Genomic DNA, 22185 nt, shown 5'->3' with positions numbered 1-22185 from the left:
TGACTCAGCCTTGGGCCACCCGGCGCACACTGTCCACCAGCTCCGCCAGCGAGAGCGCATCACCGGCCGCCGCGTCCGCCGGCCGCCGCCCGCGTGCCGCCTCCGCGAAGCGCCGTACGGTGGCCGCACACTGGTCGTACGGCTCCAGCGTGAGCTCCTCGACGCCGTCCGGCCGCTCCACCCGCACCACCGGCCGGTGGCCGGCGGGCGGAGTGAAGGCGCGGTCGACCTGGATCCGGCCCGCACTGCCCCACAGGGCGTAGCACGACCGGTAGGAGTGCTCCATGCCGAAGGCCAGCTGGGCGGTCACCCCGCCGCGGGCGCGCAGCAGGGCACTCCCGGCCACCTCGACACCGCGTTGCGGATCGTGGCGCAGGTCGGCGCCGAGTACCGCCGTGTCCGCTCCGAGGAAGAGCTGGGCGGCGCGCAGCGGGTACACACCCATGTCCAGCAGTGCCCCACCGCCCAGGCCGGCCTGGTAGCGGATGTCGTCCACCGGCAGCGGGGGTACGGCGAACGCCGCCTCGAAGCAGCGCAGTTCGCCGATCCGCCCGCCCGCCAGCAGCTCCAGCACCCGGCGGTGCACCGGGTGCTGGAGGAACATGATGTTCTCCATCACCACCAGGCCCCGCGCGGCGGCCAGCGCGGTGATCTCCGCGGTCCTCGCCGCCGTGGTGGTGAGCGGCTTCTCCGCCAGGACGTGGCGGCCGGAGCGCAGGGCACGCTCCACCCAGTCGGCGTGCAACGCCGCGGGGAGCGGCACATACACCGCCTCGACGTCCGCCCGCTCCAGCAGGCCCCGGTAGCCGGTGACCGCCGCGCAGCCGTAGGGGGCGGCGGTGCGGGCGGCCTTGTCCGCATCGCGGCTGGCCACCGCGACCAGCTCGGTGGCGGGGCCGGCGGCGAGTGCGGGCAGCACCCGCCGCACGGCGATCTCCGCGCACCCCAGCACACCGACCCTCAGGGGCCTCATCGCATCGCGTTCAGGCAGGCGACCAGGGTACGGGCGTGCATGTTCACATACTGGCCGTGCTTCAGCAGCTCCACGAGCTGCCCCACGGCGAACCAGGCGTAGTCCGCAGGGACGTCCAGGCCGAGACTCTCGTCGGCCTCCACCACCACGTAGCGGCTCTCCGCGTTGAGAAATCTGCCGCCCTCCTCGGAGTGGACGGCGTCATAGCGGATGCGGTCGGGTCCGGCCTGCGTCACATAGTCGTAGAACAGCGGCCGGTCGGCGTGGTCGTAGTTGCCGGGGCGGCACTGGACGGTCGGGCCCAGCTCCACGGCGTTGAGGAAGCCGCCCTCCACCTTGGCGTGCAGCAGCATGTGCAGCACCCCGCCGAACTCCTTCACCACACAGGCCGCAACCCCCCGCCCGTTGGGCTCCAGCAGCGGCTGCGACCAGCCGCCCACCTCCCGGCTGCCGGCCCGCACCGAGACCGCGACCACCCGGAAGTGCTGGCCGTCGTCCCGGACGATCTCGTCCTTCGTCCGGTGCCAGCCGGGCACGTCCCGCAGCGGCACCCGGGCGATCTCCAGGTCGTGGTCGGAGCGCAGCCCGGTGAACCAGCTCAGCACCTCGGGGGTGCTGGTGACGGCTCCGGCCGCGGGGTCGAAGGACGCGGCCAGCGCGCCCCGGAAGCCCCCCTCCTGCGAGGCCCCCCGCCCGGACGGCGGCGGGAGGCAGGACAGCACGGTGCGCGAGTCCATGTTGATGAGGTTGTCCCTGGTCATCAGCTCGTTGATCTCGCCGAGCGTCAGCCAGCGGAAGTCGTCGTGCAGCGGCACCTCCACCGACGGGTCCAGCTCCACCACCATGTTGCGGTTGCTCTTGCGGTAGAACCACCAGCCGTGCTCCGACTGGAGGACGTCGGCGATCACCCGGCCCCGCCGCGGCCCGGCGAAGTACTCCAGGTACCGCACCGGAGCGCCCTTGTGGACCTGGGTGTAGTTGCTCCGGGTGGCCTGCACCGTGGGGGAGAGCTGCAGCAGATTGGGGTTGCCCGGCTCCATCTTCGCCTGCATCAGGAAGTGCAGCACCCCGTCGAACTCCTTGACGGCGATGCCCAGGATGCCGACCTCGGGTTGCTTGATGATGGGCTGGTACCACTCGGGGAACGGCCCCGTGCCGCTCACATGCAGTCCCTCGACGCTGAAGAACCGGCCGCTGTGGTGGACCAGGTTGCCGGTCTCCGCCGCGAAGTGCCATCCCTCCATGGCCGCGAACGGGATCCTGCTCACCTCGAAGGGGTGCGCCCGGCGGCGCTCCGCCAGCCAGGCGTCGAACCCCCCGCCGGACAGCAGTCCGCCCTCGCGGGCCGCCGCCGACACGGCCAGTCTGGCCGGCAGCCCGGCGTCCTCCCGGGCTCTGAGCACCGGCGGCGCCTCCCGAACGGCGGTGGTCATACGCTGCCTCCCAGGACGAGGGCGGGCCCGGTCCGCATCGGCTCCCACCACGCCCGGTTGTCCCGGTACCACGCGACGGTGGCGGCCAGGCCGGACTCGAAGGGCACCGCGGGGGTGTAACCGAGCCGAGTACGAATCTTGGTGTCGTCGAGGGCGTACCGCATGTCGTGCCCCCGGCGGTCGGCGACCCGGCGCACCAGGTCGGGTGAGGCGTCACACAGGTCGAGCAGCAGCTCGGTGATCCGGCGGTTGCTCATCTCGTTGCCGCCGCCGACGTTGTAGATCTCGCCCGCCGCGCCGCGGGTGAGCACCAGCTGGATCGCCCGGCAGTGGTCGGAGACGTGCACCCACTCGCGGATGTTGGAGCCGTCGCCGTAGAGCGGCACGGTCCTGCCCTCCAGCAGCCGGGTGACGAAGTTGGGGATCAGCTTCTCGATGTGCTGGTACGGGCCGTAGTTGTTGGAGCAGCGGGTCACCGACACATCCAGGCCGTGGCTGCGCCAGTAGGCGCGGGCCATCAGGTCGCTGGCCGCCTTGGACGCGGCGTAGGGGGAGTTGGGCAGCAGCGGCCACTCCTCGGTCCACGAGCCGGCCTCGATCGAGCCGTAGGTCTCGTCGGTGGACACATGCACCACCCTCGGGACGCCACTGCGCACACAGGCCTCCAGCAGCGCCTGGGTGCCACCCACATTGGTGCGGACGAAGTCGGCGGCGGCCTCCAGGGACCGGTCCACATGCGACTCGGCGGCGAAGTGGACCACGGCGTCGTGGCCCGGCAGCAGGTCGAGCAGCAGCGGCAGGTCGCAGATGTCGCCGCGGACGAACGTCAGCCGCGGATGGCGCTCGGGCAGGTTGGCCCGGTTGCCGGCGTAGGTGAGCAGGTCGAGCACGGTCACCTGGGCGTCCTCGTAGCCCGGGTACTCGCCCGCCAGCATCGCGCGGACGTACTCCGAGCCGATGAACCCGGCCGCGCCCGTCACCAGAAGCCTCATCCTGCCGCCACCTCCACCCGGGTGTGGTCGCCGACCACCAGCCGGTTGAGTCCCTCCGGGGCGGCCAGGCTGACGGCGGCGGACCGGCCGATCAGCGAGGCGCGGACCCGGACCTGCTGTACGGTCGCTCCGGAGAGCGCGATGGAGTCCTCCACCTGGGCCGTGCTCAGTACGCAGTCGGCGCCCAGCGAGGTGTGGGGGCCCACATAGCTGTCCTCGACCAGGGTGCCGGCGCCGACGATGACCGGGCCGATGATGCGGGACCTGACGATCCGTGCCCCCTGCTCGATCACCACCGGGCCGATCAGCTCGCTCAGCCCGTCCACCTCGCCGTCGATCCGTGGGTGGACCGCCTTCAGGAGCTCCCGGTTGCACTCCAGGACGTCCTCGACCTGACCGGTGTCCTTCCAGTAGCCGGTGTGGAGATGGGCGTGCACCTCGGCGTCCCGCGCCACCAGCCACTGGAGAGCGTCGGTGATCTCCAGTTCGCCGCGGGCGCTGGGGCCGACCGCCGCGACCGCCTCGTGGATGGCGGGGGTGAAGATGTACACCCCGATCAGCGCCAGGTCGCTGACCGGCGTCTGGGGCTTCTCGACCAGCGCGGTCACCCGGCCTTCGGCGTCCACCTCGGCGACGCCGAAGGCACGCGGGTCGGCGACCTTGTGGACCACCACCTCCGCCGCCGGGCGGCGGGCCTGGAACGCGGCGGCCACCTCCGCGATGCCGCCGGGCAGCATGTTGTCGCCCAGATACATCACGAAGTCGTCGTCGCCCAGGAACTCCCGGGCGATGACGACGCAGTGGGCGAGGCCGCGGGGGGAGTCCTGCTGGATGTAGGTGATCCGCGCCCCCAGGGACGAGCCGTCCCCCAGGACGCTGCGGATCTCCTCGGCGCGGTCGCCGACCACGATGCCGATCTCGCTGATGCCCACGGCGCGGAGGTTGTCCACGACATGGGCCAGCACCGGCCGGTTGGCGATCGGGATGAGCTGCTTGGGCATGGAGTAGCTGAACGGACGCAGCCGGGTACCCGCGCCTCCGGACAACACCAGGGCTTTCATGAACCATCTCCTCGGCAGGCGGCGCCCCCGCGGACGGGGCCCGGTATCAGACGGTGGTGAAGACCTCGTCGTACTCGAGGCGCGGCAGTCGCGGGAACCAGGCGTCCTTGCCCGGCTTGCCGATGTTCACCACGGCGATCACGTTGTGCTTGCCGTCCCCGAAGAACTCCTTGTCGATGGCCTCGCCGTCGAACCCGACCATCGGGCCGGCGGCCAGCCCGGCCGCGCGCAGACCGAGGATGAAGTAGCCGAGCTGGAGGGTGGCGTTGGACTTGGCCGCCCGCTCCCGGATCTCGGCGTCGGAGAAGACGGCGTCCTTCAGCTCGGGGAAGACCGGGAAGATCCGCGGCAGCTCCTCGTGGAAGTCCAGGTCCGCGGCGAGCACCGCGACCAGCGGGGCGGCCTGGGTCTTCTCCCGGTTGGGCTCGGCCATGTGCGCGACCAGGCGCGCCCGGGCGTCGTCGCTGCGGACCAGCAGCACCCGCAGGGACTGCAGGTTGAACGCGGTGGGGGCGTACTTCACCAGGTCGTAGACGGCCTGCACGGTCTCGTCGGAGACCGGCTCGTCGGTGAAGGTGTTGGCGGTACGGGCGTCCCGGAACAGCAGGTCCTGGGCGGCGGTGTCGAGAGCGAGCGGGCTGGACATAGGCGTTCCTCTCGGAAGGTGAGCGCGGCATCGCGTGTGCCCGGCCACCGTGGCCGCGCGGTCTGGAGCACCGGTCGACTCCCCCTCGCGGCAGCCGTCCAGCGGTCCAGCGGCCCGCGATCGCAGCTCCAGCCGCAGCCCCGACGCTGCACGGTGCTCCGCGACGAAGCGGAGCCGTCCGCCAAGTCCTGCCAGCCCGCCTGCCAAGGGAGGAGCGCGATGCCCGCGCCGACCCAGATCCAGGAGTCCAGAGGCCCACGCGCCCGGCTCTCCTCGCTCACCAGCATGAGATTCTTCGCAGCCCTTCTCGTCTTCTTCTGCCACGCGGGCTTCGTGGCGTTCTTCAACCAGCCCTCGTACCGCGACGACTTCACCTCGCTCGTCAACAAGTCCGGCGCCGTCGGCGTCTCCTTCTTCTTCGTCCTCAGCGGCTTCGTCCTGGCCTGGTCGGCCCGCCGGGACGACACCACGCCACGGTTCTGGCGCCGCCGGCTGTTCAAGATCTACCCGATGCACCTGGTCACCTTCGCTCTGGCCATGGCGGTCACCGCCTGGGCCACCGCGGCCTGGGACACCTCGCTGCTCAACCTGTTCCTGGTACAGACCTGGCTGCCCCGCGCGGATATCGCCAACATGGTCAACATCCCCAGCTGGTCGCTCTCCTGCGAGCTCTTCTTCTACCTCTCCTTCCCGCTGCTCTTCAGCGGGCTGCGCCGGATCCGCGCCGAGCACCTGTGGCGCTGGGCCATCGGCGTCACCGCGGCGATCGCCCTGGTGCCGCTGGCAGCCCGGCTGCTCCCCGGCGCCCCGCTGATGCCGCCGATCGGCGGCCCGGTCGGCAACCCGGTCTCGCAGTGGGAGACCTGGTTCATCTACGCCTTCCCGCCGGTGCGCATGCTGGAGTTCGTGCTCGGCATCCTCATGGCGCTGATCGTGCTCAACGGCCGCTGGGTGCGGCTGCCGCTCTGGGTGCCGCTGGTGCTGGCCGCCGGCGCGTACGCCGGTGCGCTGCACGCCCCCTACGGCTTCAGCCTGGTGGCCGTCACCATCGTCCCGGTGGCGCTGGTGATCCCGGCGACGGCGGCCCTGGACATCGGCGGCCAAAGCTCCTTCCTGCAGAACCGGGTGCTGGTGCTGCTGGGCGAGATCTCCTTCGCCTTCTACATGGTGCACAGCGTGGTGATGGCCGGGTTCGGCAGGCTGATCACCCAGGGCGCCCTGGGCAGCTGGGCGACCACCGGACTGATCCTGCTGAACCTGGTGGTCAGCCTGGCCGTCTCCTGGGTCCTGTACACCTTTGTGGAGCGCCCCATCATGAAGCGCTGGGGCAGCCCCCGAGGCGCCCGGCAGGCCGTCGTCGAGCCCGCGGTGGAGTCCAGACTGGTCAAGGTCGCCTGAGCCACGGCCCGGCACACACCACAAAGCCCCTGCACGCCGGATGTGCAGGGGCTTTGTGGTGCCGTGGTGCCCGGCGGCCGCCGTCAGCCGGCCGCCGTCAGCAGATCGGTCTCCTCCGGTGCCGGCCCGCACTGCGCCGGCACCTCCCGGGTGGGGCCGCCCGGCTGCGGCGCAGGCCCCGGGAGCACGGCCGCGGCGCGGGTGAACCTCGGTGCGGGGCGGGCTCCAGCAGCCCCCCACCCGGCCGGCGGTGGGTGCCACCCGCCACGTGATGCCGATGGGCGGCGGCCTCCGCGGTGGTGAGCACCGCGGACACACAGGCCTCGGTGCCCGCGAAGGCCGCCGCCCACCACTCGCGGGTCCGGGACGCGAAACGCCCGGCGAACCGCGCCCGCAGCCCCGGCCACTGCGCCGGGCCGTCGCGGCCGCCCAGCGCCTCGCCGCCCAGGCCCAGCCCGGTCAGCAGCGCCCGGCAGAAGCGCTCCTCCAGCGCACCCACGGCCACATGGCCGCCCTCCGCGCAGGCGTGGACGCCGTAGAAAAGGGCGCCGCCGTCCAGCAGGGTGCGGCCGCGCTCCTGCCGCCACCGCCCGGCCCCGGCCATGCCCATGAGCATGCCGAGCATGGCCGCCGTACCGCCCGCGACGGCGGCGCCGACGACCTGCCCGAGCCCGGACCGCTGCCGCTCGTGGAGCGCCACAAGGACGCCGGCGACGAGCAGCAGCCCGCCGCCGGCGAAGTCGCCCAGCACATTGACCGGCCCGACCGGGGGCCCGCCCGCCCTGCCGACCGCGTGCAACGCTCCCGACAAGGCGATGTAGTTGATGTCATGTCCGCGGGCGCCGGACAGCGGACCGTCCTGCCACCAGCCCGTCATCCGGGCGTGGACCGGACCCGGATCGCGCGCCGCGCACGGCCCGGGGCCGACCCCGAGCCGTTCGGCGACGCCCGGCCCGAAGCCCTCGACCAGGACGTCAAACCGCTCGACCAGGCGCAGCAGCGCCCCGACGACCGGCCCCGACCTCAGGTCCAGGGCGACCGACCGGCGCCCCCGGTCCAGCACCCGGCGCCGGGGCGCGAAGGGACGGGCGCCGTCGACCCGGTCCACCCGCACCACGTCGGCGCCGAGGTCGGCCGGCATCATGCAGGCGAACGGCGCCGGCCCGATCGCCGCCGGCTCCACGACCCGCAGACCCCGCGCAGGGCCCATGAGACCCACTCCTCCCGGCCACCGCGGACGGCTCAGAACTCGACCGGCAGCTCCCACACGCCGTAGATGACCGCACCCTCCTTGGTCCTGATGTCCTTGTAGGGGATGGCGAGCCGCAGGTCCGGCAGCCGCTGGAAGAGCTTGCTCCAGACGATCTCCAGCTCCAGACGGGCCAGGTCCGCACCGATGCAGTGGTGCAGGCCGTAGCCGAAGCCCAGGTGCTTGCGGTTGCCGCGCTCCAGGATCAGCTGGTCCGGGTTCTCGTAGACCTCCGGGTCCCGGTTGCCGGTGAAGGCCACACAGAGGATGCCGTCGCCCTTGGGGATGGTCACCCCGCCGATCTCGATGTCCTCCATGGCGACCCGGGCGATGGCCGCGTCCCCGATGGTCAGGAAGCGGATCACCTCCTCGAGCGCGGCGGGCACCAGCGACGGGTCGGCCTTGAGCTTGGCCAGCTCCTCGGGGTGCTCCAGCAGGCAGGCGGTGCCGATGGAGATCATGCTGGCGGTGGTCTCGTGGCCGCCGTTCATCAGCAGCCGGCACAGGTTGACCAGGTCGCGGGTCTCGTACTCCTCGCCGGAGCTGCGGTACTCATCGATCGCCCGGCTCAGCAGGTCGTCGCCCGGGGTCTTCTCCTTGAGGGCGATCAGGTTCTCCAGGTACCCCCCCACCTCCACCATGGCGGCCTGCCGCTGCTGCGTCGTGCTGTCGCCGGCCAGCAGCACCGCGCCGTGCTTCTGGAAGAACTCGTGGTCCTCGTAGGGGATGCCCAGCAGCAGGCAGATGACGGTCATCGGAATCGGCAGCGACAACTCGTGGTGCAGGTCGACCGGGGAGCCCTTGGCGATCATCCGGTCGATCGTCTCGTCCACGATCTTCTCGATCTGCGGCCGGAGCTTCTGGGTCTGACGGTAGGTGAAGGTGATGGCCGCCTTACGGCGGGTACGGGTGTGCTCCGGCGGGTCGTACCCGATGAACGAGGTCTCGGTGCGGAAGACCTCGGGGATCGGGAAGTAGAACGGGAAGTTCTCCTCCCGGCGGGAGGAGCTGACCCGGGGATCGGTGAGCAGCTGCCGGATGTTGTGGTACCCGGTGATCAGCCAGGCCTCACGGCCGGTGGCCAGCATGGTCTTGCCGATCGGCTGCTCCGCCACCAGCTGCGCGTACTGGTCCGGCGGCGAGAACGGGCACTTCCGGTCCCAGGGGAACGGTGAGTCGAGCCCGCTCGGTGCGGCCTCGCTGATGCTTGATGTCACGACGACTCCCTTTCTCGTCCTTCGCGGGAAGGGTGGCACCGCGATCTGGAGACGAACCGGAAGCGGACTCGAACCTCTGGCCGCACCACGGGTGCTCGACCTCCGCTCCAGGGGCCGCCCGTAGCGTCGGCCGGGACCGCAACGCCGCAGCGCTTCAGCGCTTCAGGAGGAACGTCGCATGAGCACCGCGATCACGCCCTTCCGCGTCGAGATCCCCCAGGCGGACCTCGACGACCTGCGGCGGCGCCTGGCCATGACCCGCTGGCCCGAGGCCGAGACCGTCGCCGACTGGTCCCAGGGCGTCCCGCTGGCCTGGGCACAGGAGCTGTGCGAGTACTGGGCCACCCGCTACGACTGGCGGGCCGCCGAAGCCCGGCTGAACGCCGTGCCGCAGTTCCGCACCGAGATCGACGGCCTCGGCATCCACTTCCTGCACGCCCGCTCGCCGCACCCCAACGCGCTGCCGCTGCTGATCACCCACGGCTGGCCCGGCTCGGTGGTGGAGTTCCTGGACCTCATCGGGACACTGACCCACCCCGAGGACCCCGCGGACGCCTTCCACGTGGTCTGCCCGTCGCTGCCCGGCTACGGATTCAGCGACAAGCCGTCCGGCACCGGCTGGACGGCCGAGCGCACCGCCGCAGCCTGGACGGAGCTGATGACCAGGCTGGGCTACCACCGCTACGGCGCCCACGGGGTGGACTGGGGGTCGTTCATCACCGGCATCCTCGGCGAGACCGACACCGGACGCCTCGCCGGCATCTACCTGGCGATGCCCTTCGCCCGCCCGCCCAAGGAGCAGGTCGAGCTGTCCCAGCGGGACCTGGCGGGCCTGGCCGCCCTCAAGGAGTTCCAGCAGACCGAGGGCGGCTACTCGGTGATCCAGACCACCCGCCCGCAGACCCTGGCCTACGGCCTCACCGACTCGCCGGCCGGGCAGCTGGCCTGGATGGCGGAGAAGTACTGGTCCTGGAGCGACCACGACGGGGAGCTGGAGAAGGCATTCTCCCGCGACCGCCTGCTGGACGCCGTCTCCGTGGGCTGGTTCGCCGCCACCGCCGCCTCCTCCGGGCGGCTCTACTGGGAGAGCCAGAACAAGATGGCGCTGGGGCAGGTCGACGTCCCCACCGGGATCTCCATCTTCCCCAAGGACGGACGGATGCCCCGGCCGTGGATCGAACGGCGCTTCACCGACCTGCGCCGCTGGACCGACCACGAGCACGGCGGCCACTTCCCCGCGATGGAGCAGCCGGAACTGCTCGCCGGTGAACTTCGTTCGTTCTTCCGCGAGTTGCGCTGACAGACTCGACCGGACGAACCCAGAACCACCGAGGAGCCACATGCCGGACCAGCCCGTACTCGGCCCCCGCGCGCTGGGACGCGCCACCCTGGCCCGCCAGCTGCTGCTCTCCCGGGCCGAACTGGGTGCGGTACCCGCGGTCGAACTACTGGTGGGCATGCAGGCCCAAGCGCCGTACGCCCCCTACTTCGGACTCTGGACGCGGCTGCGGAACTTCCGCACCGAGCACCTGGCCGACGCGCTCAACGAGCGGCGGCTGCTACGCATCGGACTGATGCGCAGCACCATCCACCTGGTCACCCCGGACGACAGCCGGGCACTGCGCCCCTGGGTGCAGCCCGCCCTCGACCGGGAACTGGACACCGCCTTCCGCCAGGCCACCGACGGACTCGACCGGGCCGCGGTGGCCGCCGCCGGCCAAGAACTCCTCGACGCCGAGGCGCTCACCACCAAGGAACTGGGCGAGCGGTTGCACAAGCTGTGGCCGGACCGCGACGCCAGAGCCCTCACCTATGTGGTCCGCAATCTGGTGCCCCTGGTGCAGGTCCCGCCACGAGCGGTCTGGGGCGTCGGCGGCACCACCCGCTACGCCACGGCCGACTCCTGGGCCGGCCCCGGCCCCGACCCGGACGCGCTGCCGACCCCCGAGACACTGGTGCTGCGCTATCTGGCGGCCTTCGGCCCCGCGTCCGTGCAGGACGTCCAGACCTGGGCCGGACTGGTCCGGCTGCGCCCGCTGCTGGAGCGGCTGCGGCCCCGGCTGCGCACCTTCCGCACCGAGGGCGGCCGCGAACTGTTCGACCTGCCCGACGCCCCACGCCCGGATCCCGACACCCCCGCCCCGGTGCGCTTCCTGCCCGAGTACGACAACCTGCTGGCCTCGCACGCCGACCGCACCCGGGTGATCTCCGACGAGGACCGCCGCCTGGTGATGACCCGCAACGGCATGAGGCCCACCTTCATGGTCGACGGCGCGGTGCGCGGCGCCTGGAAACTCACCCGGCAGCGCTCCACCGCAACCCTGCTGGTGGACCCCTTCCGCCCCCTGAACCGAACCGACTGGTCGGCGGTCTCCGCCGAGGCCGCCCGGCTGCTGGCATTCGCCGAGCCCGACGCCGACCACGACGTCCGGCTCTCCACCCCCACAGGAAGTGAATCGTGACGGAACTGACCCCCATCCCCCTCGACGGCGGCCCGGTGGCGGTCCTCGGCGCCCTGGAGCTGGAACGGACCGCCACCGGGCTGCGCCCGCAGCGGCTCCCCGCCGGCGCCCGGGCGCAGGTGGACGACGCCCACTTCCGGATGGTGGTCGCCCAGCCGGCCGGCGTACGGCTGGCGTTCCGCACCGCGGCCACCGTACTGGAGCTGGACGTGAGGGCCACCAAGACAGTCCTGCCGGGCGACGCCGCCTTCCCCGACGGGCGCTACGAGCTGCTGGTCGACGGAGCACCGGCCGGCTGGACCGTCGTCCGCGACGGGGACCGCATCCATGTCGACCCCGCCACCGGACAGGCCCGCACCGTCCCCGGGCGGCCCGGCACCGTACGCTTCGACGGCCTGCCGGACCGCCTCAAGAACATCGAACTATGGCTCCCCCAGGGGGAGATGACCGAGCTGCTGGCACTGCGCAGCGACGCCCCGGTGGAGCCGCCGGCCCCGTCCCGGCAACCGGTCTGGCTGCACCACGGCAGCTCCATCAGCCATGGCGCCGACCAGCTCAGCCCCACCGGCATCTGGCCCAGTGTGGCCGCAGCCCGGGCGGGCGTCAGCCTGGTCAACCTGGGGCTCGCCGGCCACTGCATGCTGGACCCCTTCACCGCCCGGGCCATCCGCGACACCCCCGCCGACCTGATCAGCATCAAGGTCGGCATCAACATCGTGGGGACCGACGGAATGCGGCTGCGGGTCCTCACCCCCGCCGTGCACGGCTTCCTGGACACCATCCGCGAGGGCCACCCGGACACTCCACTGCTGGTGGTGTCACCGATCCTGTGCCCCGAGGCCGAGGAACGCCCCGGGCCGCTGGTGCCCTCCTGGGAATCCGGCTCCTTCGGCTTCCACGCCCTGGGCGACCCCGCCGAGGTGCCCGCCGGCCGGCTCACCCTCCAGGTCGTCCGCGCCGAACTCGCCCGCATCGTGGCCGAGCGCGCGGCGCAGGACCCCCGGCTGCACTACCTGGACGGACGCACCCTCTACGGCGAGAAGGACGCCGCGGAACTGCCGCTGCCCGACGCCCTGCACCCCGACGCCGCCGCCCACCGCCTCATCGGCGAGCGCTTCGCCGAGCTGGCGCTGCGGCCCGGCGGCCCGCTTCGAGGCTGAGGCGATCGGGCTTCGAGTCCGCCCGCCTAGCGTGCTGCTGGTCCCCGTGTCCCCCGGCCACGGACCTGCAGACACCGACGGCCCGCGACGCGGAGGTGACACCGTGCCCGCTGAGGAACCCTCCCCCCTTCCCTTCCCCGGTTCGACCTTCCAAGGGCCCGACCCCCGCTCCGCCCGGCTGCGGGCGAGGCGGCCGGCCGCCCAGGTCGCGGTGGCGCAGGGCGGCTCCGCCGGGCTGGTGACCAGGTACGAGGACATCCGGTCGCCGGCCGCCGACCACCGGTTCAGCCGGGCAGCGGTGCACGCCCTTGGGGCGCCGCAGCTCGGCGGCCTGTCCCAGGCGCCGCCCGCAATAATCGTCTCCCTGGACCCGCCGGACCCCACCCGACCGCGCCGGCTCACGGAGCAGGCGTCCGACGCCGCGCGGGCGCGCCCCATCGCACCCCGAGTGACCGAGCCGGTCGACCGGCTGCCGGACGAGCTGGCCGCCAAGAGGGCTTCCGGCGAAGCCCCGACCGACCCGCTGGACGGCTTCGCCACCCCCCTGGCGCTGACCGTGACCTGCGAACTGCTCGACGCCCCGCAGGCCGACCGCGACCGCCTCCACGACTGGGAACGGCAGCTCGCCGCCGTAGGCGGCCCGAAGGAGGAAGCGATCGCCGCCCGCGAGCAGCTCGGCGGGTACATCGCCGGCCTGGTGACCGAAAAGCGCGAGCACCCCGCCGACGACATCCTCTCCGCACCGATCGCCGACCACCCCGACACCTGGCGCGCGCCGGGGGAGGACCCGTCGCTGGTCCCCGCGGCCGTGAAGGAGCTGCTGCAGGGGGTGAACCTCTTCGCCACCGACACCCCGGGCCTGCCCCGCATCGCCACCCAGGACGTCACCGGGGCGAGCTCACCACCCCCGCCCAGGACGCGGTGTCCCTGGCCTCCGCCAACCGCGACGCCGAGGTCTTCGCCGCCCCGACCGGCTGGACTCCACCCGCGCCGACAACCCCCATCCGGCCTTCGGCGCCGGCATCCACCACTGCACGGGCGCGCCGCCGGCGCGCCCGGAGACCGCCACCGCCGTCGAGGGCCTGGCACGTCGGCTCCCGGGGCTACGCCTCGCCGTGCCGCAGACCGACCTGCGCCGGCGGACCGGCGACGTCAACACCGGCCTGCCCGCCCTGCCCGTCCTCTGGTGAACCGCCCGAGACAACCGAGGAGTCACCCATGACCCATGAGTCCATCCCCGCCGTGAGCCGCGAGGTGCGGCTCGCCTCCTACCCGGACGGCGAGGTGGGGCCGAAGCACTTCACCGTGGCCGAGGCCGAGCTGCCGGAGCCCACCGGCGGCCAGGTGGTCGTCCGCAACGAGTGGATGTCGCTGGGCGCCGTCTACCGCGACCAGATGATCCCCGGCACCGACCTGCCGATCCCGGTCTTCCAGCCGGGCGAGGCCATGTGGGGCCGCACCGTCGGCACCGTGGTCGCCTCGCAGAGCCCCGACCTGGCCGTCGGTGACCTGGTGGAGCACTTCTTCGGCTGGCGGGACTACGCCGTCAACTACGCGCAGGCCTTCTTCCGCCGCGACCGCGAGCTGCTGCCCTCCCCGGAGTACTTCCTCTCCCAGGGCCCCACCGCCTGGCGCGGCATGGTGGACATGGCCCAGGTCGCGGACGGGGACACCGTCTTCGTCTCCGGGGCCACCAGCGGCGTCGGCTCGCTGGCCGGCCAGATCGCCCGGCTGCGCGGTGCCAAACGCGTGATCGGCAGCACCGGCTCCAAGGAGAAGATCGACTACCTGGTGCAGGAGCTGGGCTTCGACGCCGCCTTCGACTACCACGAGGGCCCGGTGGCGGAGCAGCTCAAGGAACTGGCCCCCGACGGCATCGACGTCTTCTTCGACAACGTCGGCGGCGAGCAGTTCGAGGCAGCGGTCAAGGCGGCCGCCCCCGGCGCCCGTTTCGCGCTCTGCGGGGCGCTGTCCGGGCAGCTCGGCCCGGGGGACGGCGGCCGGCCCCGGCTGGACCTGATGGCGGCCTTCCCCAAGGAACTGGTGCTCCGCCCCTTCGCCACCCTGCACACCCCCGAGCAGATCGCCGACTGGAACGAGCACTTCGGCCGCTGGCTGCGTGAAGAGCGCATCGTCTTCCCGCACACCGCCGTCGAGGGCGGTACAGCCGCCCTGCCCGCCAACTTCCTGGCCCTGCTGGACCGCCGCTTCAGCGGCACCGTCGTCGCCCGGCTGACCTGACAGAAAGGCGTGCCCCCATGTCCGACAAGACCTTCGCCGAGCAAACCGTGGTGGTCACCGGCGGCGGCACCGGCATCGGCCGGGCCACCGCCCTGGCCTTCGCCGAACTCGGCGCCTCCACCGTGGTCGTCACCGGCCGCCGCCCCGAGCGGCTGGCCGAGGTCGCCGCGCTGCACCCCGCCGTGGTCCCGGTGACCGCGGACGTCACCCAGGCCGCCGGCGCCGACGCGGTCGCCGAGGCCGTCCAGGCCCGCGGCGGCACCCTGGACGTCCTGGTGCACAACGCCGGCGTCTTCCGCTTCAGCCCGCTGGACGCGCTGGACGCGGACGTCGTCCGCGAGGTGCTGGACATCAACCTGACCGGTCCGCTGCTGCTCACCGGGCGGTTGCTGCCGCTGCTGCGGGCACCCGGCGGCTCCATCGTGCTGGTCTCCAGCCGGGCGGGCCACAACCCGTCGCCCGGCGGCTCGGTGTACGCGGCCAGCAAGGCCGCGGTGCACAGCCTGACCCGGAGCTGGGCCGCGGAGCTCGCCCCCCGGGGCATCCGGGTCAACGCGGTCGCCCCGGGCTTCGTCCGCACCGACGCCTACGCGGCCAACGGACTGGGCCCGGAGCAGGTCGCCGGGCTCTTCGAGCACGTGAAGAACGACATCCCGCTCGGCCGGGTCGGGGACGTCGCCGACATCACCCCCTGGATCACCCGCCTCGCCGAGCCGGCCAGTGAGCTGGTGACCGGTCAGATCATCACCCTCGACGGCGGTATGGACCTCAGCTGACACCGTACGGCCGAGCAGGGGGCGCCCCCGGGTGACCAGGGGCGCCCCCTGCTGTTTCGAGACCTCCTGGACCAGCAGGCTCAGCTGCCCGATCCCGATCCCGGACGAGATCGACGCACTGGTGGTCCCTCTGCCGCAGACCCAGCTCTGACGGCCGTCCCGACCGTCGTCGTCGGTGCCGGGCAGGCCGGCACCGGCACCGCGGCCGCCCCGCGCACCCGTGGCTTCGACGGCCGGACCACCCTCGTCGGCGACGAGCCCGACCTGCCCTACCAGCGGCCGCCGCTGTCCAAGGCCTTTCTGGCCGGCCGGCTGGAGGCGGCCGAGCTGGAACTGCGCCCCGCCTCACGGTTCGCCGACCAGCAGACCGAGCTGGTGCGCACCGACCGCGCCGTGCAGCTGGACCGCGAGGGCACAAGCGCCGGCCTGGCACCCGGCCGCCGGCTCCCGTACGACCACGCGGTGCCGGCGACCGGTACCCGGCCCCCAACCCTGCCCGTGCCCGGCGCCGAGCTGTCCGGAGTGCTCACCCTGCACGACCTCGCCGACGCCCAGGTGCTACGGCGGCGGCTCACCGCCCGCGGCCCGCTCGACGTGGTGGTGGCCGGCGCCGGGTTCATCGGCATGGAGCTCGCCGCCACCGCCCGGGAGGCGGGGCACCGGGTCACCGTGGTGGAGGCGCTGCCCCGGGTGATGGCCCGAGCGGTCACCCCCGGGATGTCCGACCCCCTGGTCGCCGCCCACCGCGACCAGGGGGTCAGGGTGGAGCTCCAGCGCGAGCCGGTGGCCCTGCGCGGCGACGCGCGCGGCCAGGTGCGGGTGGTCGAGCCGGACGGCGGGGAGCGGCTGCCCGCCGACCTGGCGGTCGCCGCGGGGCTGCGGGTCGGGGACGGCATCGTGGTCGACGAGGACCTGCGCACCAGCGACAGCGCCACCCATACGATCGGCGACTGCGATCGGCGACTGCGATCGGTGACTGCGATCGGTGACTGCGCTCGCTTCCCCAGCCCGCACGCGGGGCGCCATCTGCGCCTGGAGTCCGTGCAGAACGCCGCAGACCAGGCCCGCAGCGCGGCGGCGGCCCTCTGCGGGCAGCCGGAGCGCCATGCGGCGGTGCCGTGCCTCTGGACAAAGCAGTACGGGCTGAGACTCCAGATCGCCGGGATCACCGCGGGACACGACCGCACCATGGTGGCCGGCGATGTCGCCGGGGACCGCCTCTCGGTGTTCTGCTAACGCACCGGCCCGCTGGCCGGGGTGGAGCCGGTGAACCGGCCCGCCGACCACATGATCAGCCGCCGGCTGCCGGCCAGCGACGCGGACCTGACCCCCGAGGAGACCGCCGCCCCCGGCCTCGGCCTCAAGGCCCGCACCCGCCACCCGCAGACGGCCTGACACCCGTACGCCACAGATCCCCGCACCCCGGGCCGCCGCCCTGCGGCACCCCGACGCGGGGACGCCCGCCCGTGCCCGCCTTCACCCGGGAGCCTGCGCGGCGCATCCAGCGCCGCTCCGATGCCGGGATGCCCCGCCCACAGACCACGACGGCCCGGACCCCCACACAGGTCCGGGCCGTCAGTGTGCGCCCGCTGTATCCGGCCGGATGGTCAGCTGGGGCCGTCCCAGCGCACCGGCAGCGCCGCCAGGCTGTGGTTCACATCCCCCGGATGCCAGCGCAGCGCGCTCTCCGGCACCGACAGCCGCAGCGACGGGAACCGCCGGGCCAGCCCGCTGATGGCCACGGCCAGCTCCAGCCGGGCCAGCGGGGCGCCCAGGCAGCGGTGGATGCCGTGGCCGAAGGCGATGTGGCCGCGGCGGTCCTCACGGTCGGAGTTCTGCCGGTCGAAGTCCAGCCGCTCGGGGTCGGCGAAGACCGTACGGTCGTGGTTGGCCGACGACAGGATGATGAAGACCGGGTCGCCCTTGGGGACGGTCACCCCGCCGATCGTCACGTCCTCGACGGCGAGCCGGGGGAAGCCGGAGGTGTCCGTGGCGAAGAGGTTGACGCCGCGCAGCAGCTCCTCGACCGCGTCGGGGACCTCCTCCGGGTGCTCGCCCAGCCGCCGCCACTGCCCGGGGTGGTGCTCGACCAGGGCCAGCACCGAGTTGGCGAGCTGGCAGGCGGTGGTGTCGAAACCGGCGCCCAGCAGCGCGTACCCAAAGACGACCAGCTCCTGCTCGGTGAGGCGGTCGTCCTCGTCCCGGGCGGCGATCAGCGCCGACAGCAGGTCGTCGGAGGGCTCCTCGCGCTTGGCGGCGATCAGCTGGGTCATGTACATCCCCAGCATGGCCGCACCCTCCCTCGCCACCTCGGGCGGACCGGAGACGGACGCGAACTGACGGGCCCACAGATGGAACTTCTCCTGGTCGCCCACGGGCACACCGAGCAGTTCACAGATGACCGTGAGCGGCAGCGGCGACGCGAAGTCCGCCACCAGGTCGGCGGATGTGCCGCCGGCAGCCATCCGGTCCAGCAGCCCGTCCACCAACTCCTGGATACGCGGCCGCATCAGCTCGATCCGCCGCACCGTGAACGCCTTGGTCACCAGCTTGCGCAGCCGGGTGTGCTCCGGCGGGTCCATGGAAGCGATCATCTCCGGCGGCGCCTTCAAAAACCCCTCGAACTCCGGAGCGCCCGGCCCGTACATGGCCGCCCGGCTGAGGCCCGGGTGGGTCAGCGCCTCCCGCGCCTCCTCGTAACCGGTGACCACCCAGGTGTGACCGCCGCCACGGACCGGGACCCGCGCCACCGGCTCCTCGACGCGCAACCGGTCGTAACCCGGTGCGGGACCCCGGTAGCTGGAGCCCCTGAAGGGGAACGCCTGGACCTCGGCCTCCGCCGCGGACGCCTCGATAAGTGCCATGGTCATGCCTCCGGACCGAGCAGGACGGCAGCGTAGTTCTTCCGGGCAGCCGTGTCGTACTTGAGCGCCACATGGCTGGCCGCCGTGGTGACATCCCGCCAGAACCGCTGCAGCGGCAGGCCCTCACCCAGGCCCCCCGAGCCGGAGGCGGCAACCGCCAGGCCGACCGACTCCACCAGCAGCTCCGCGGCGAAGACCGCATTGCGCTCGTTGCGGGCCATCAGCTCCAAAGTGAGACCGCGCTCGTCGATGGTGCGCGCGTTCTCCTCGACCAGGTGCCGCGCCGCGTCCAGCATCGCCGCCGCCCGGGTCACCTGAAGCTCCACGGAGTGGGTGCGGCGCTTGCCGGTCAGCACCGCCACCGCGGCGTTCATCGCCCCGGCGGCCGCGCCGGCCACCGGGGCCACGAAGGTCAGCCCGCCGACCGCCTGGAACGGCACATTGTGGGAGGGCACCTCGGAGTCCCGGTTGCGGCCGGTCAGCATCTCCGTCCGGGCGAAGGACAAGTGCTCGGGCACCAGGACGCCGTCCGCCACCAGGGTGTGGCTGCCGGTCGCCCGCATGCCCACGCTGTCCCAGGTCTCCTGGACGCCGTAGGTACCGCTGGGAAGCGCGAAGAAACGCAGCTCCGGCGCACCCTCAGGGCCCGGGACAGCGGCGCACACCAGCGTCCAGTCGGCGAAGTCGATACCGCTGACATAGTGCCAGGTACCGCTGAGCCGCCAGCCACCGCCGGTGCGGACCGCCTTGCCCGACGGTATCAGCGCAGTCGCCACCACCACGTCCGGCCCGGCACCCCAGAGCGCGTGATGCCCCTCGGCGGGCAGGTACGAGGCGAACCGCGCGGAGTAGGCGCTCAGCGACGCGCACCAGGCGGTCGCCGGGCAGCCCTCGCCCACCGCGATGACCGCACGGGTGAGCTCGGCGAAGGAGCCCTCGCTGCCGCCCCAGCGGGCGGCCACGAAGTGACGGGCGAAACCGGCCTCACGGATCGCCGCCACCACCTCGGGCGACAGCTTCCGGGTTCGGTCGGCCTCAGCCGCGTGACGGGACGCAAGGATGCGGACCCTCTCCGCCGCCTCCGCCAAACCCAGGTCCAGCTGCATGTCGGCAGGCATCCTCGTGGCCTCCTGTGATGACGAGACTTCCAGTGTGACCAGCGTGGCGCGGACCCCTCGAGGTCCGCTGCACCACGGGTCGACCGGCCGACGCCGACCCGGATCCAGCCGACCGCGACCCACCGTCGAGCCCACCCCGGGATCCTGGACACGCCGCGCCCGCCGGCAGCGGACAACGAGCGGTAAAAAGGAGTCACCGTGTCACAGACGTTGGGAACCACCCGGCCCCGGGTGCCGGCCGGGCTCTACGTGGAGGTGCAGGCGTTCTACGCCTACCAACTGCCGCTGCTGGAGGACCGGAAGGTGGAAGAGTTCGCCCTCACCTTCACCGAGGACGGTGTCTATGCGCACGCCAAGGACGGCTGGGAGCTGGCGGGACGCGAGCAACTGGTCACCGAGATGCGCAAGGCGCTGCCGCACTACGGCACCTCCGTCTTCCGGCACTGGTTCGACAAACTGGTGATCGAGGAACGCCCAAACGGCACCGTGGCGGTCACCTTCCGCTCCCTGGTGAGCGTGACCGACGAGCAGGGGCAGGTGACCTTCGAGCCCAGCGCCACCATCCACGACGAGCTGGTGCGCCACGACGGGGAGCTGCTGACCCACCGCCGAACCGTGCGCCACGACATCCCGGACCCAGCCGGATACTGGTCGGCGAAGCTCGACTGAGACCCCGCACCGCAGGACGACAGCCCCGACCGCGCCGCGGTCGAAGCCCTCGCCCTGCGGTGGTGCCGCCCAGCGTCGGCCGGGAAGTCCGGCCGCGCCGTGGCCCCCGGCACGACGGCGCCGGGCGGCCGCAGCTCAACCTCCACCAGATAGCGGTCGACCAGGGAGACCACCTACTTGTCGCCGCCGAACGCACAAACCTCGTGGTCACCCGAGTCGACCACCGCCAGCAGCCGGTGGCGAGCCGACCGGCCATCGCGACTCCACCGTCGTAGCGGTCCACCAGGTCGCCGCCGGCCTGGACGACCAGCCCCACCCCACCGGGTAGCCGTCACGGACCGGCACCACCGGCTCCTCCAGCGCGCTGAAGATGCGGAAGGCGCCCACCCAGGACAGGGCCCGCAGCACGCCATAGCCGTAAGGGAAGCGCTCGCGAAACTCCCACATGTCCCGGTAGCAGACCTCGATGCCGTCCGGCCAGGAGTGCTCCAAGGCCATGGCCCCCAGCACCCCGATCCACAGATCACCCTCGTTGTCTGCGGGGCCGCCGATGCCCTGCCCGGCCAGCAGGGCATCGGCGGCCGCCGGGCCGGGTGCCCACCGCGCCGTCGAAGACGGCCCGCAGCCGGATCCCGTCGGGCAGCGCCTCCAACCGGTCCACCGCCTCCTCCACGGCGGCGAGCACCTCCGCCGGCCCAGTGCCCAGGGCGAAGCGGCTGCGGCACTCGCCGGTCCAGGCCGCCCAGGCCCCCCACATCGCGGCGGACGGCGTCCCCCTGCCAGAGGAACAGCTCGCGCCAGGTCCAGTCCGGGTTGACGCAGGAGTCCAACACGCTGCGGTCCAGTCCCTCGGGGAAAAGCGTGCCGTAGACCGCGCCGACGTAGGCGCCGTACGCATACCCGACGAAGGAGAGCCGCTCCCCGCCGAACACCCCGCGCAGCACGTCCATGTCGCGGGCGGTGTTGCGGGTGCTGATGTGGCGGCGCACTTCGCCGCCGGCCCGGGCGCAGGCCAGCTCGCGCCACCACCGGCCGTCATGTCGTCGGCCAGTGACGAGCAGTTGATCGCGATGCCGGTGACCGGGCCCGCGTCGCCGACGCAATGCGCCGGGCTGTCGGCCACTATCAGCAGTCCGGCGCTGCAGACCCTGCCTTCATCGTGACCCAGGCCGGTGACGAGCCCTGGCGTGGGGTTCGGCCGCGGCAAGCTCACCTTCTACAGAAACCTCAACGCTTCTGCCTCCGCCACCTTCACGAATGTAGCCTTCTACGACGCCAGCAAGAACCCGGGATCTGTGCCGGGCGAGCAGTTCCACACCGGCCTTGTCGAAGCCTTCGCTACCTGGATGCGGTGCGGTCGTGAAGACGGTCCACAACGAGCAACCCCGACTGGCACCCACTCGCAGCCCTCACCCCCGATTGACAGTGGCTCCTACTGCCTGATCACTTCGCCCACTGCATGCCCAGCTCCCGTAGCGTGTCGAGCTGCTCCGCGGTCAGCTTGTCTCGCCTAGTGCGAGTGTTCGAGACCCACACGCCCAGCTTCACGACTACCGGCTCCGCCTCGCCGTCGACCGTGATCTGTTCGCTGTGGCCCCTCGGCACAGGCCGGCCCGCGCCCTCCCGCTCGACCCACTGCGTGAGGGCCGCCAAGCCCCGCTGGAATGCCTGCTGCACCTTGTGTGATTGGGCGGTGGGGTGGCAGTGGGTGGGCGTCAGCGGGCTCGTGATGTGGGTGTCCTGGTAGCGGGGTCCAGGGCGGGGTTGTGGTCGCTGTCATGGGGTGACCAAGCGGCTGTTGTGGGGTGGCTAGCAGGTTGGTCGCTGGCTGTCATGGGTTTCGCTGTTCCTGTGTGAGGGGTTGGCGGGGTCGGGTGGGCTGGGCCGTATGACGGGTCAGGGGGTTTCGGCGGGTGAGCTCCGGGC

Annotated in this window: 17 protein-coding genes and 2 pseudogenes; 8 read left to right on the top strand and 11 right to left on the bottom strand. The window is 72.5% G+C overall.

What is annotated here, in order from left to right:
- Window positions 1-4: 4 nt before the first annotated feature.
- From ACOV8S_RS30720 to ACOV8S_RS30700, 5 genes are read right to left on the bottom strand one after another with little or no spacing between them, the layout of a single operon-like run.
- Window positions 5-973 carry a Gfo/Idh/MocA family protein gene (locus tag ACOV8S_RS30720; RefSeq protein ID WP_448321763.1) on the bottom strand — a complete coding sequence of 323 codons (969 nt, stop codon included), beginning with the start codon at window positions 971-973 and terminating at the stop codon, window positions 5-7.
- The gene (locus ACOV8S_RS30715; RefSeq protein ID WP_448321762.1) at window positions 970-2406 is read right to left on the bottom strand and encodes an NDP-hexose 2,3-dehydratase family protein; all 1437 of its coding nucleotides are present in this window, start codon (window positions 2404-2406) and stop codon (window positions 970-972) included. Before ACOV8S_RS30715 ends, ACOV8S_RS30720 begins: the two co-directional genes overlap by 4 nt.
- A complete protein-coding gene (gene rfbB, locus ACOV8S_RS30710) occupies window positions 2403-3398 on the bottom strand; it encodes a dTDP-glucose 4,6-dehydratase (protein ID WP_448321761.1) in 996 nt (331 codons plus the stop codon). The genes ACOV8S_RS30715 and rfbB overlap by 4 nt, the downstream gene beginning before the upstream one ends.
- Window positions 3395-4459, bottom strand: a complete 1065-nt coding sequence (locus ACOV8S_RS30705; protein WP_448321760.1) for a glucose-1-phosphate thymidylyltransferase — start codon at window positions 4457-4459, stop codon at window positions 3395-3397. The genes rfbB and ACOV8S_RS30705 overlap by 4 nt, the downstream gene beginning before the upstream one ends.
- A 46-nt stretch (window positions 4460-4505) precedes the next feature.
- Window positions 4506-5105: a malonic semialdehyde reductase gene (locus tag ACOV8S_RS30700; protein WP_448321759.1), complete on the bottom strand. Its 600-nt coding sequence runs from the start codon at window positions 5103-5105 to the stop codon at window positions 4506-4508.
- 219 nt (window positions 5106-5324) lie between these two features.
- Here ACOV8S_RS30700 and ACOV8S_RS30695 point away from each other — a divergent pair, with 219 nt between their 5' ends.
- Window positions 5325-6503, top strand: coding sequence for an acyltransferase family protein (locus tag ACOV8S_RS30695; protein WP_448321758.1), 1179 nt, complete (start codon window positions 5325-5327; stop codon window positions 6501-6503).
- A 97-nt stretch (window positions 6504-6600) separates the two neighbouring features.
- On the opposite strand, the gene ACOV8S_RS30690 is transcribed toward ACOV8S_RS30695, so the two are convergent.
- Together ACOV8S_RS30690 and ACOV8S_RS30685 are read right to left on the bottom strand one after the other, a co-directional pair.
- The gene (locus ACOV8S_RS30690) at window positions 6601-7713 is read right to left on the bottom strand and encodes a CoA transferase (RefSeq protein ID WP_448321757.1); all 1113 of its coding nucleotides are present in this window, start codon (window positions 7711-7713) and stop codon (window positions 6601-6603) included.
- 32 nt (window positions 7714-7745) lie between these two features.
- Window positions 7746-8969: a cytochrome P450 gene (locus ACOV8S_RS30685; protein ID WP_448321756.1), complete on the bottom strand. Its 1224-nt coding sequence runs from the start codon at window positions 8967-8969 to the stop codon at window positions 7746-7748.
- A gap of 178 nt (window positions 8970-9147) precedes the next feature.
- On the opposite strand from ACOV8S_RS30685, the gene ACOV8S_RS30680 reads away from it, so the two are divergent.
- From ACOV8S_RS30680 to ACOV8S_RS30655, 6 genes and pseudogenes are all read left to right on the top strand, one after another.
- Complete coding sequence (locus tag ACOV8S_RS30680) at window positions 9148-10269, top strand: epoxide hydrolase family protein (protein ID WP_448321755.1); 1122 nt, start codon at window positions 9148-9150, stop codon at window positions 10267-10269.
- Between the two features lie 40 nt (window positions 10270-10309).
- Window positions 10310-11431 carry a winged helix DNA-binding domain-containing protein gene (locus ACOV8S_RS30675; protein WP_448321754.1) on the top strand — a complete coding sequence of 374 codons (1122 nt, stop codon included), beginning with the start codon at window positions 10310-10312 and terminating at the stop codon, window positions 11429-11431.
- 5 nt (window positions 11432-11436) lie between these two features.
- Window positions 11437-12591: a GDSL-type esterase/lipase family protein gene (locus ACOV8S_RS30670; RefSeq protein WP_448321776.1), complete on the top strand. Its 1155-nt coding sequence runs from the start codon at window positions 11437-11439 to the stop codon at window positions 12589-12591.
- A 1218-nt stretch (window positions 12592-13809) separates the two neighbouring features.
- Window positions 13810-14832, top strand: coding sequence for an MDR family NADP-dependent oxidoreductase (locus tag ACOV8S_RS30665; protein WP_448321753.1), 1023 nt, complete (start codon window positions 13810-13812; stop codon window positions 14830-14832).
- A 17-nt stretch (window positions 14833-14849) separates the two neighbouring features.
- Window positions 14850-15608, top strand: coding sequence for an SDR family NAD(P)-dependent oxidoreductase (locus tag ACOV8S_RS30660; protein ID WP_448321752.1), 759 nt, complete (start codon window positions 14850-14852; stop codon window positions 15606-15608).
- 48 nt (window positions 15609-15656) lie between these two features.
- A pseudogene (locus ACOV8S_RS30655) lies at window positions 15657-17003 on the top strand (NAD(P)/FAD-dependent oxidoreductase).
- A 212-nt stretch (window positions 17004-17215) separates the two neighbouring features.
- On the opposite strand, the gene ACOV8S_RS30650 reads toward ACOV8S_RS30655, so the two are convergent.
- Window positions 17216-18478 carry a cytochrome P450 gene (locus ACOV8S_RS30650; RefSeq protein WP_448321751.1) on the bottom strand — a complete coding sequence of 421 codons (1263 nt, stop codon included), beginning with the start codon at window positions 18476-18478 and terminating at the stop codon, window positions 17216-17218.
- Entirely contained in the window at window positions 18475-19590 is a 1116-nt protein-coding gene (locus tag ACOV8S_RS30645) for an acyl-CoA dehydrogenase family protein (protein WP_448321750.1), read from the bottom strand. The genes ACOV8S_RS30650 and ACOV8S_RS30645 overlap by 4 nt, the downstream gene beginning before the upstream one ends.
- Window positions 19591-19788: 198 nt before the next feature.
- On the opposite strand from ACOV8S_RS30645, the gene ACOV8S_RS30640 reads away from it, so the two are divergent.
- Window positions 19789-20259: a nuclear transport factor 2 family protein gene (locus ACOV8S_RS30640; RefSeq protein WP_448321749.1), complete on the top strand. Its 471-nt coding sequence runs from the start codon at window positions 19789-19791 to the stop codon at window positions 20257-20259.
- A 207-nt stretch (window positions 20260-20466) separates the two neighbouring features.
- Here ACOV8S_RS30640 and ACOV8S_RS30635 read toward each other — a convergent pair whose 3' ends face one another.
- Both ACOV8S_RS30635 and ACOV8S_RS30630 read right to left on the bottom strand, forming a co-directional pair.
- Window positions 20467-20757, bottom strand: coding sequence for a hypothetical protein (locus ACOV8S_RS30635; RefSeq protein WP_448321748.1), 291 nt, complete (start codon window positions 20755-20757; stop codon window positions 20467-20469).
- 945 nt (window positions 20758-21702) lie between these two features.
- Window positions 21703-21939, bottom strand: a pseudogene (locus ACOV8S_RS30630) (helicase associated domain-containing protein); the annotation flags it as partial.
- Window positions 21940-22185: the final 246 nt, after the last annotated feature.

This window comes from Streptomyces sp. CO7, from assembly GCF_053474865.1.
Note: the sequence above shows the minus strand (reverse complement) of the source record. Positions and strands in the feature narration are given on the sequence as shown.

Coding starts and splice junctions, on each gene's coding strand:
- ACOV8S_RS30720 (WP_448321763.1), bottom strand. CDS start 973: ATGAGGCCCCTGAGGGTCGGTGTGCTGGGGTGCGCGGAGATCGCCGTG.
- ACOV8S_RS30635 (WP_448321748.1), bottom strand. CDS start 20,757: ATGGCCTTGGAGCACTCCTGGCCGGACGGCATCGAGGTCTGCTACCGG.
- ACOV8S_RS30675 (WP_448321754.1), top strand. CDS start 10,310: ATGCCGGACCAGCCCGTACTCGGCCCCCGCGCGCTGGGACGCGCCACC.
- ACOV8S_RS30665 (WP_448321753.1), top strand. CDS start 13,810: ATGACCCATGAGTCCATCCCCGCCGTGAGCCGCGAGGTGCGGCTCGCC.
- ACOV8S_RS30695 (WP_448321758.1), top strand. CDS start 5,325: ATGCCCGCGCCGACCCAGATCCAGGAGTCCAGAGGCCCACGCGCCCGG.
- ACOV8S_RS30660 (WP_448321752.1), top strand. CDS start 14,850: ATGTCCGACAAGACCTTCGCCGAGCAAACCGTGGTGGTCACCGGCGGC.
- rfbB (WP_448321761.1), bottom strand. CDS start 3,398: ATGAGGCTTCTGGTGACGGGCGCGGCCGGGTTCATCGGCTCGGAGTAC.
- ACOV8S_RS30700 (WP_448321759.1), bottom strand. CDS start 5,105: ATGTCCAGCCCGCTCGCTCTCGACACCGCCGCCCAGGACCTGCTGTTC.
- ACOV8S_RS30680 (WP_448321755.1), top strand. CDS start 9,148: ATGAGCACCGCGATCACGCCCTTCCGCGTCGAGATCCCCCAGGCGGAC.
- ACOV8S_RS30715 (WP_448321762.1), bottom strand. CDS start 2,406: ATGACCACCGCCGTTCGGGAGGCGCCGCCGGTGCTCAGAGCCCGGGAG.
- ACOV8S_RS30690 (WP_448321757.1), bottom strand. CDS start 7,713: ATGGGCCCTGCGCGGGGTCTGCGGGTCGTGGAGCCGGCGGCGATCGGG.
- ACOV8S_RS30650 (WP_448321751.1), bottom strand. CDS start 18,478: ATGACCATGGCACTTATCGAGGCGTCCGCGGCGGAGGCCGAGGTCCAG.
- ACOV8S_RS30645 (WP_448321750.1), bottom strand. CDS start 19,590: ATGCCTGCCGACATGCAGCTGGACCTGGGTTTGGCGGAGGCGGCGGAG.
- ACOV8S_RS30705 (WP_448321760.1), bottom strand. CDS start 4,459: ATGAAAGCCCTGGTGTTGTCCGGAGGCGCGGGTACCCGGCTGCGTCCG.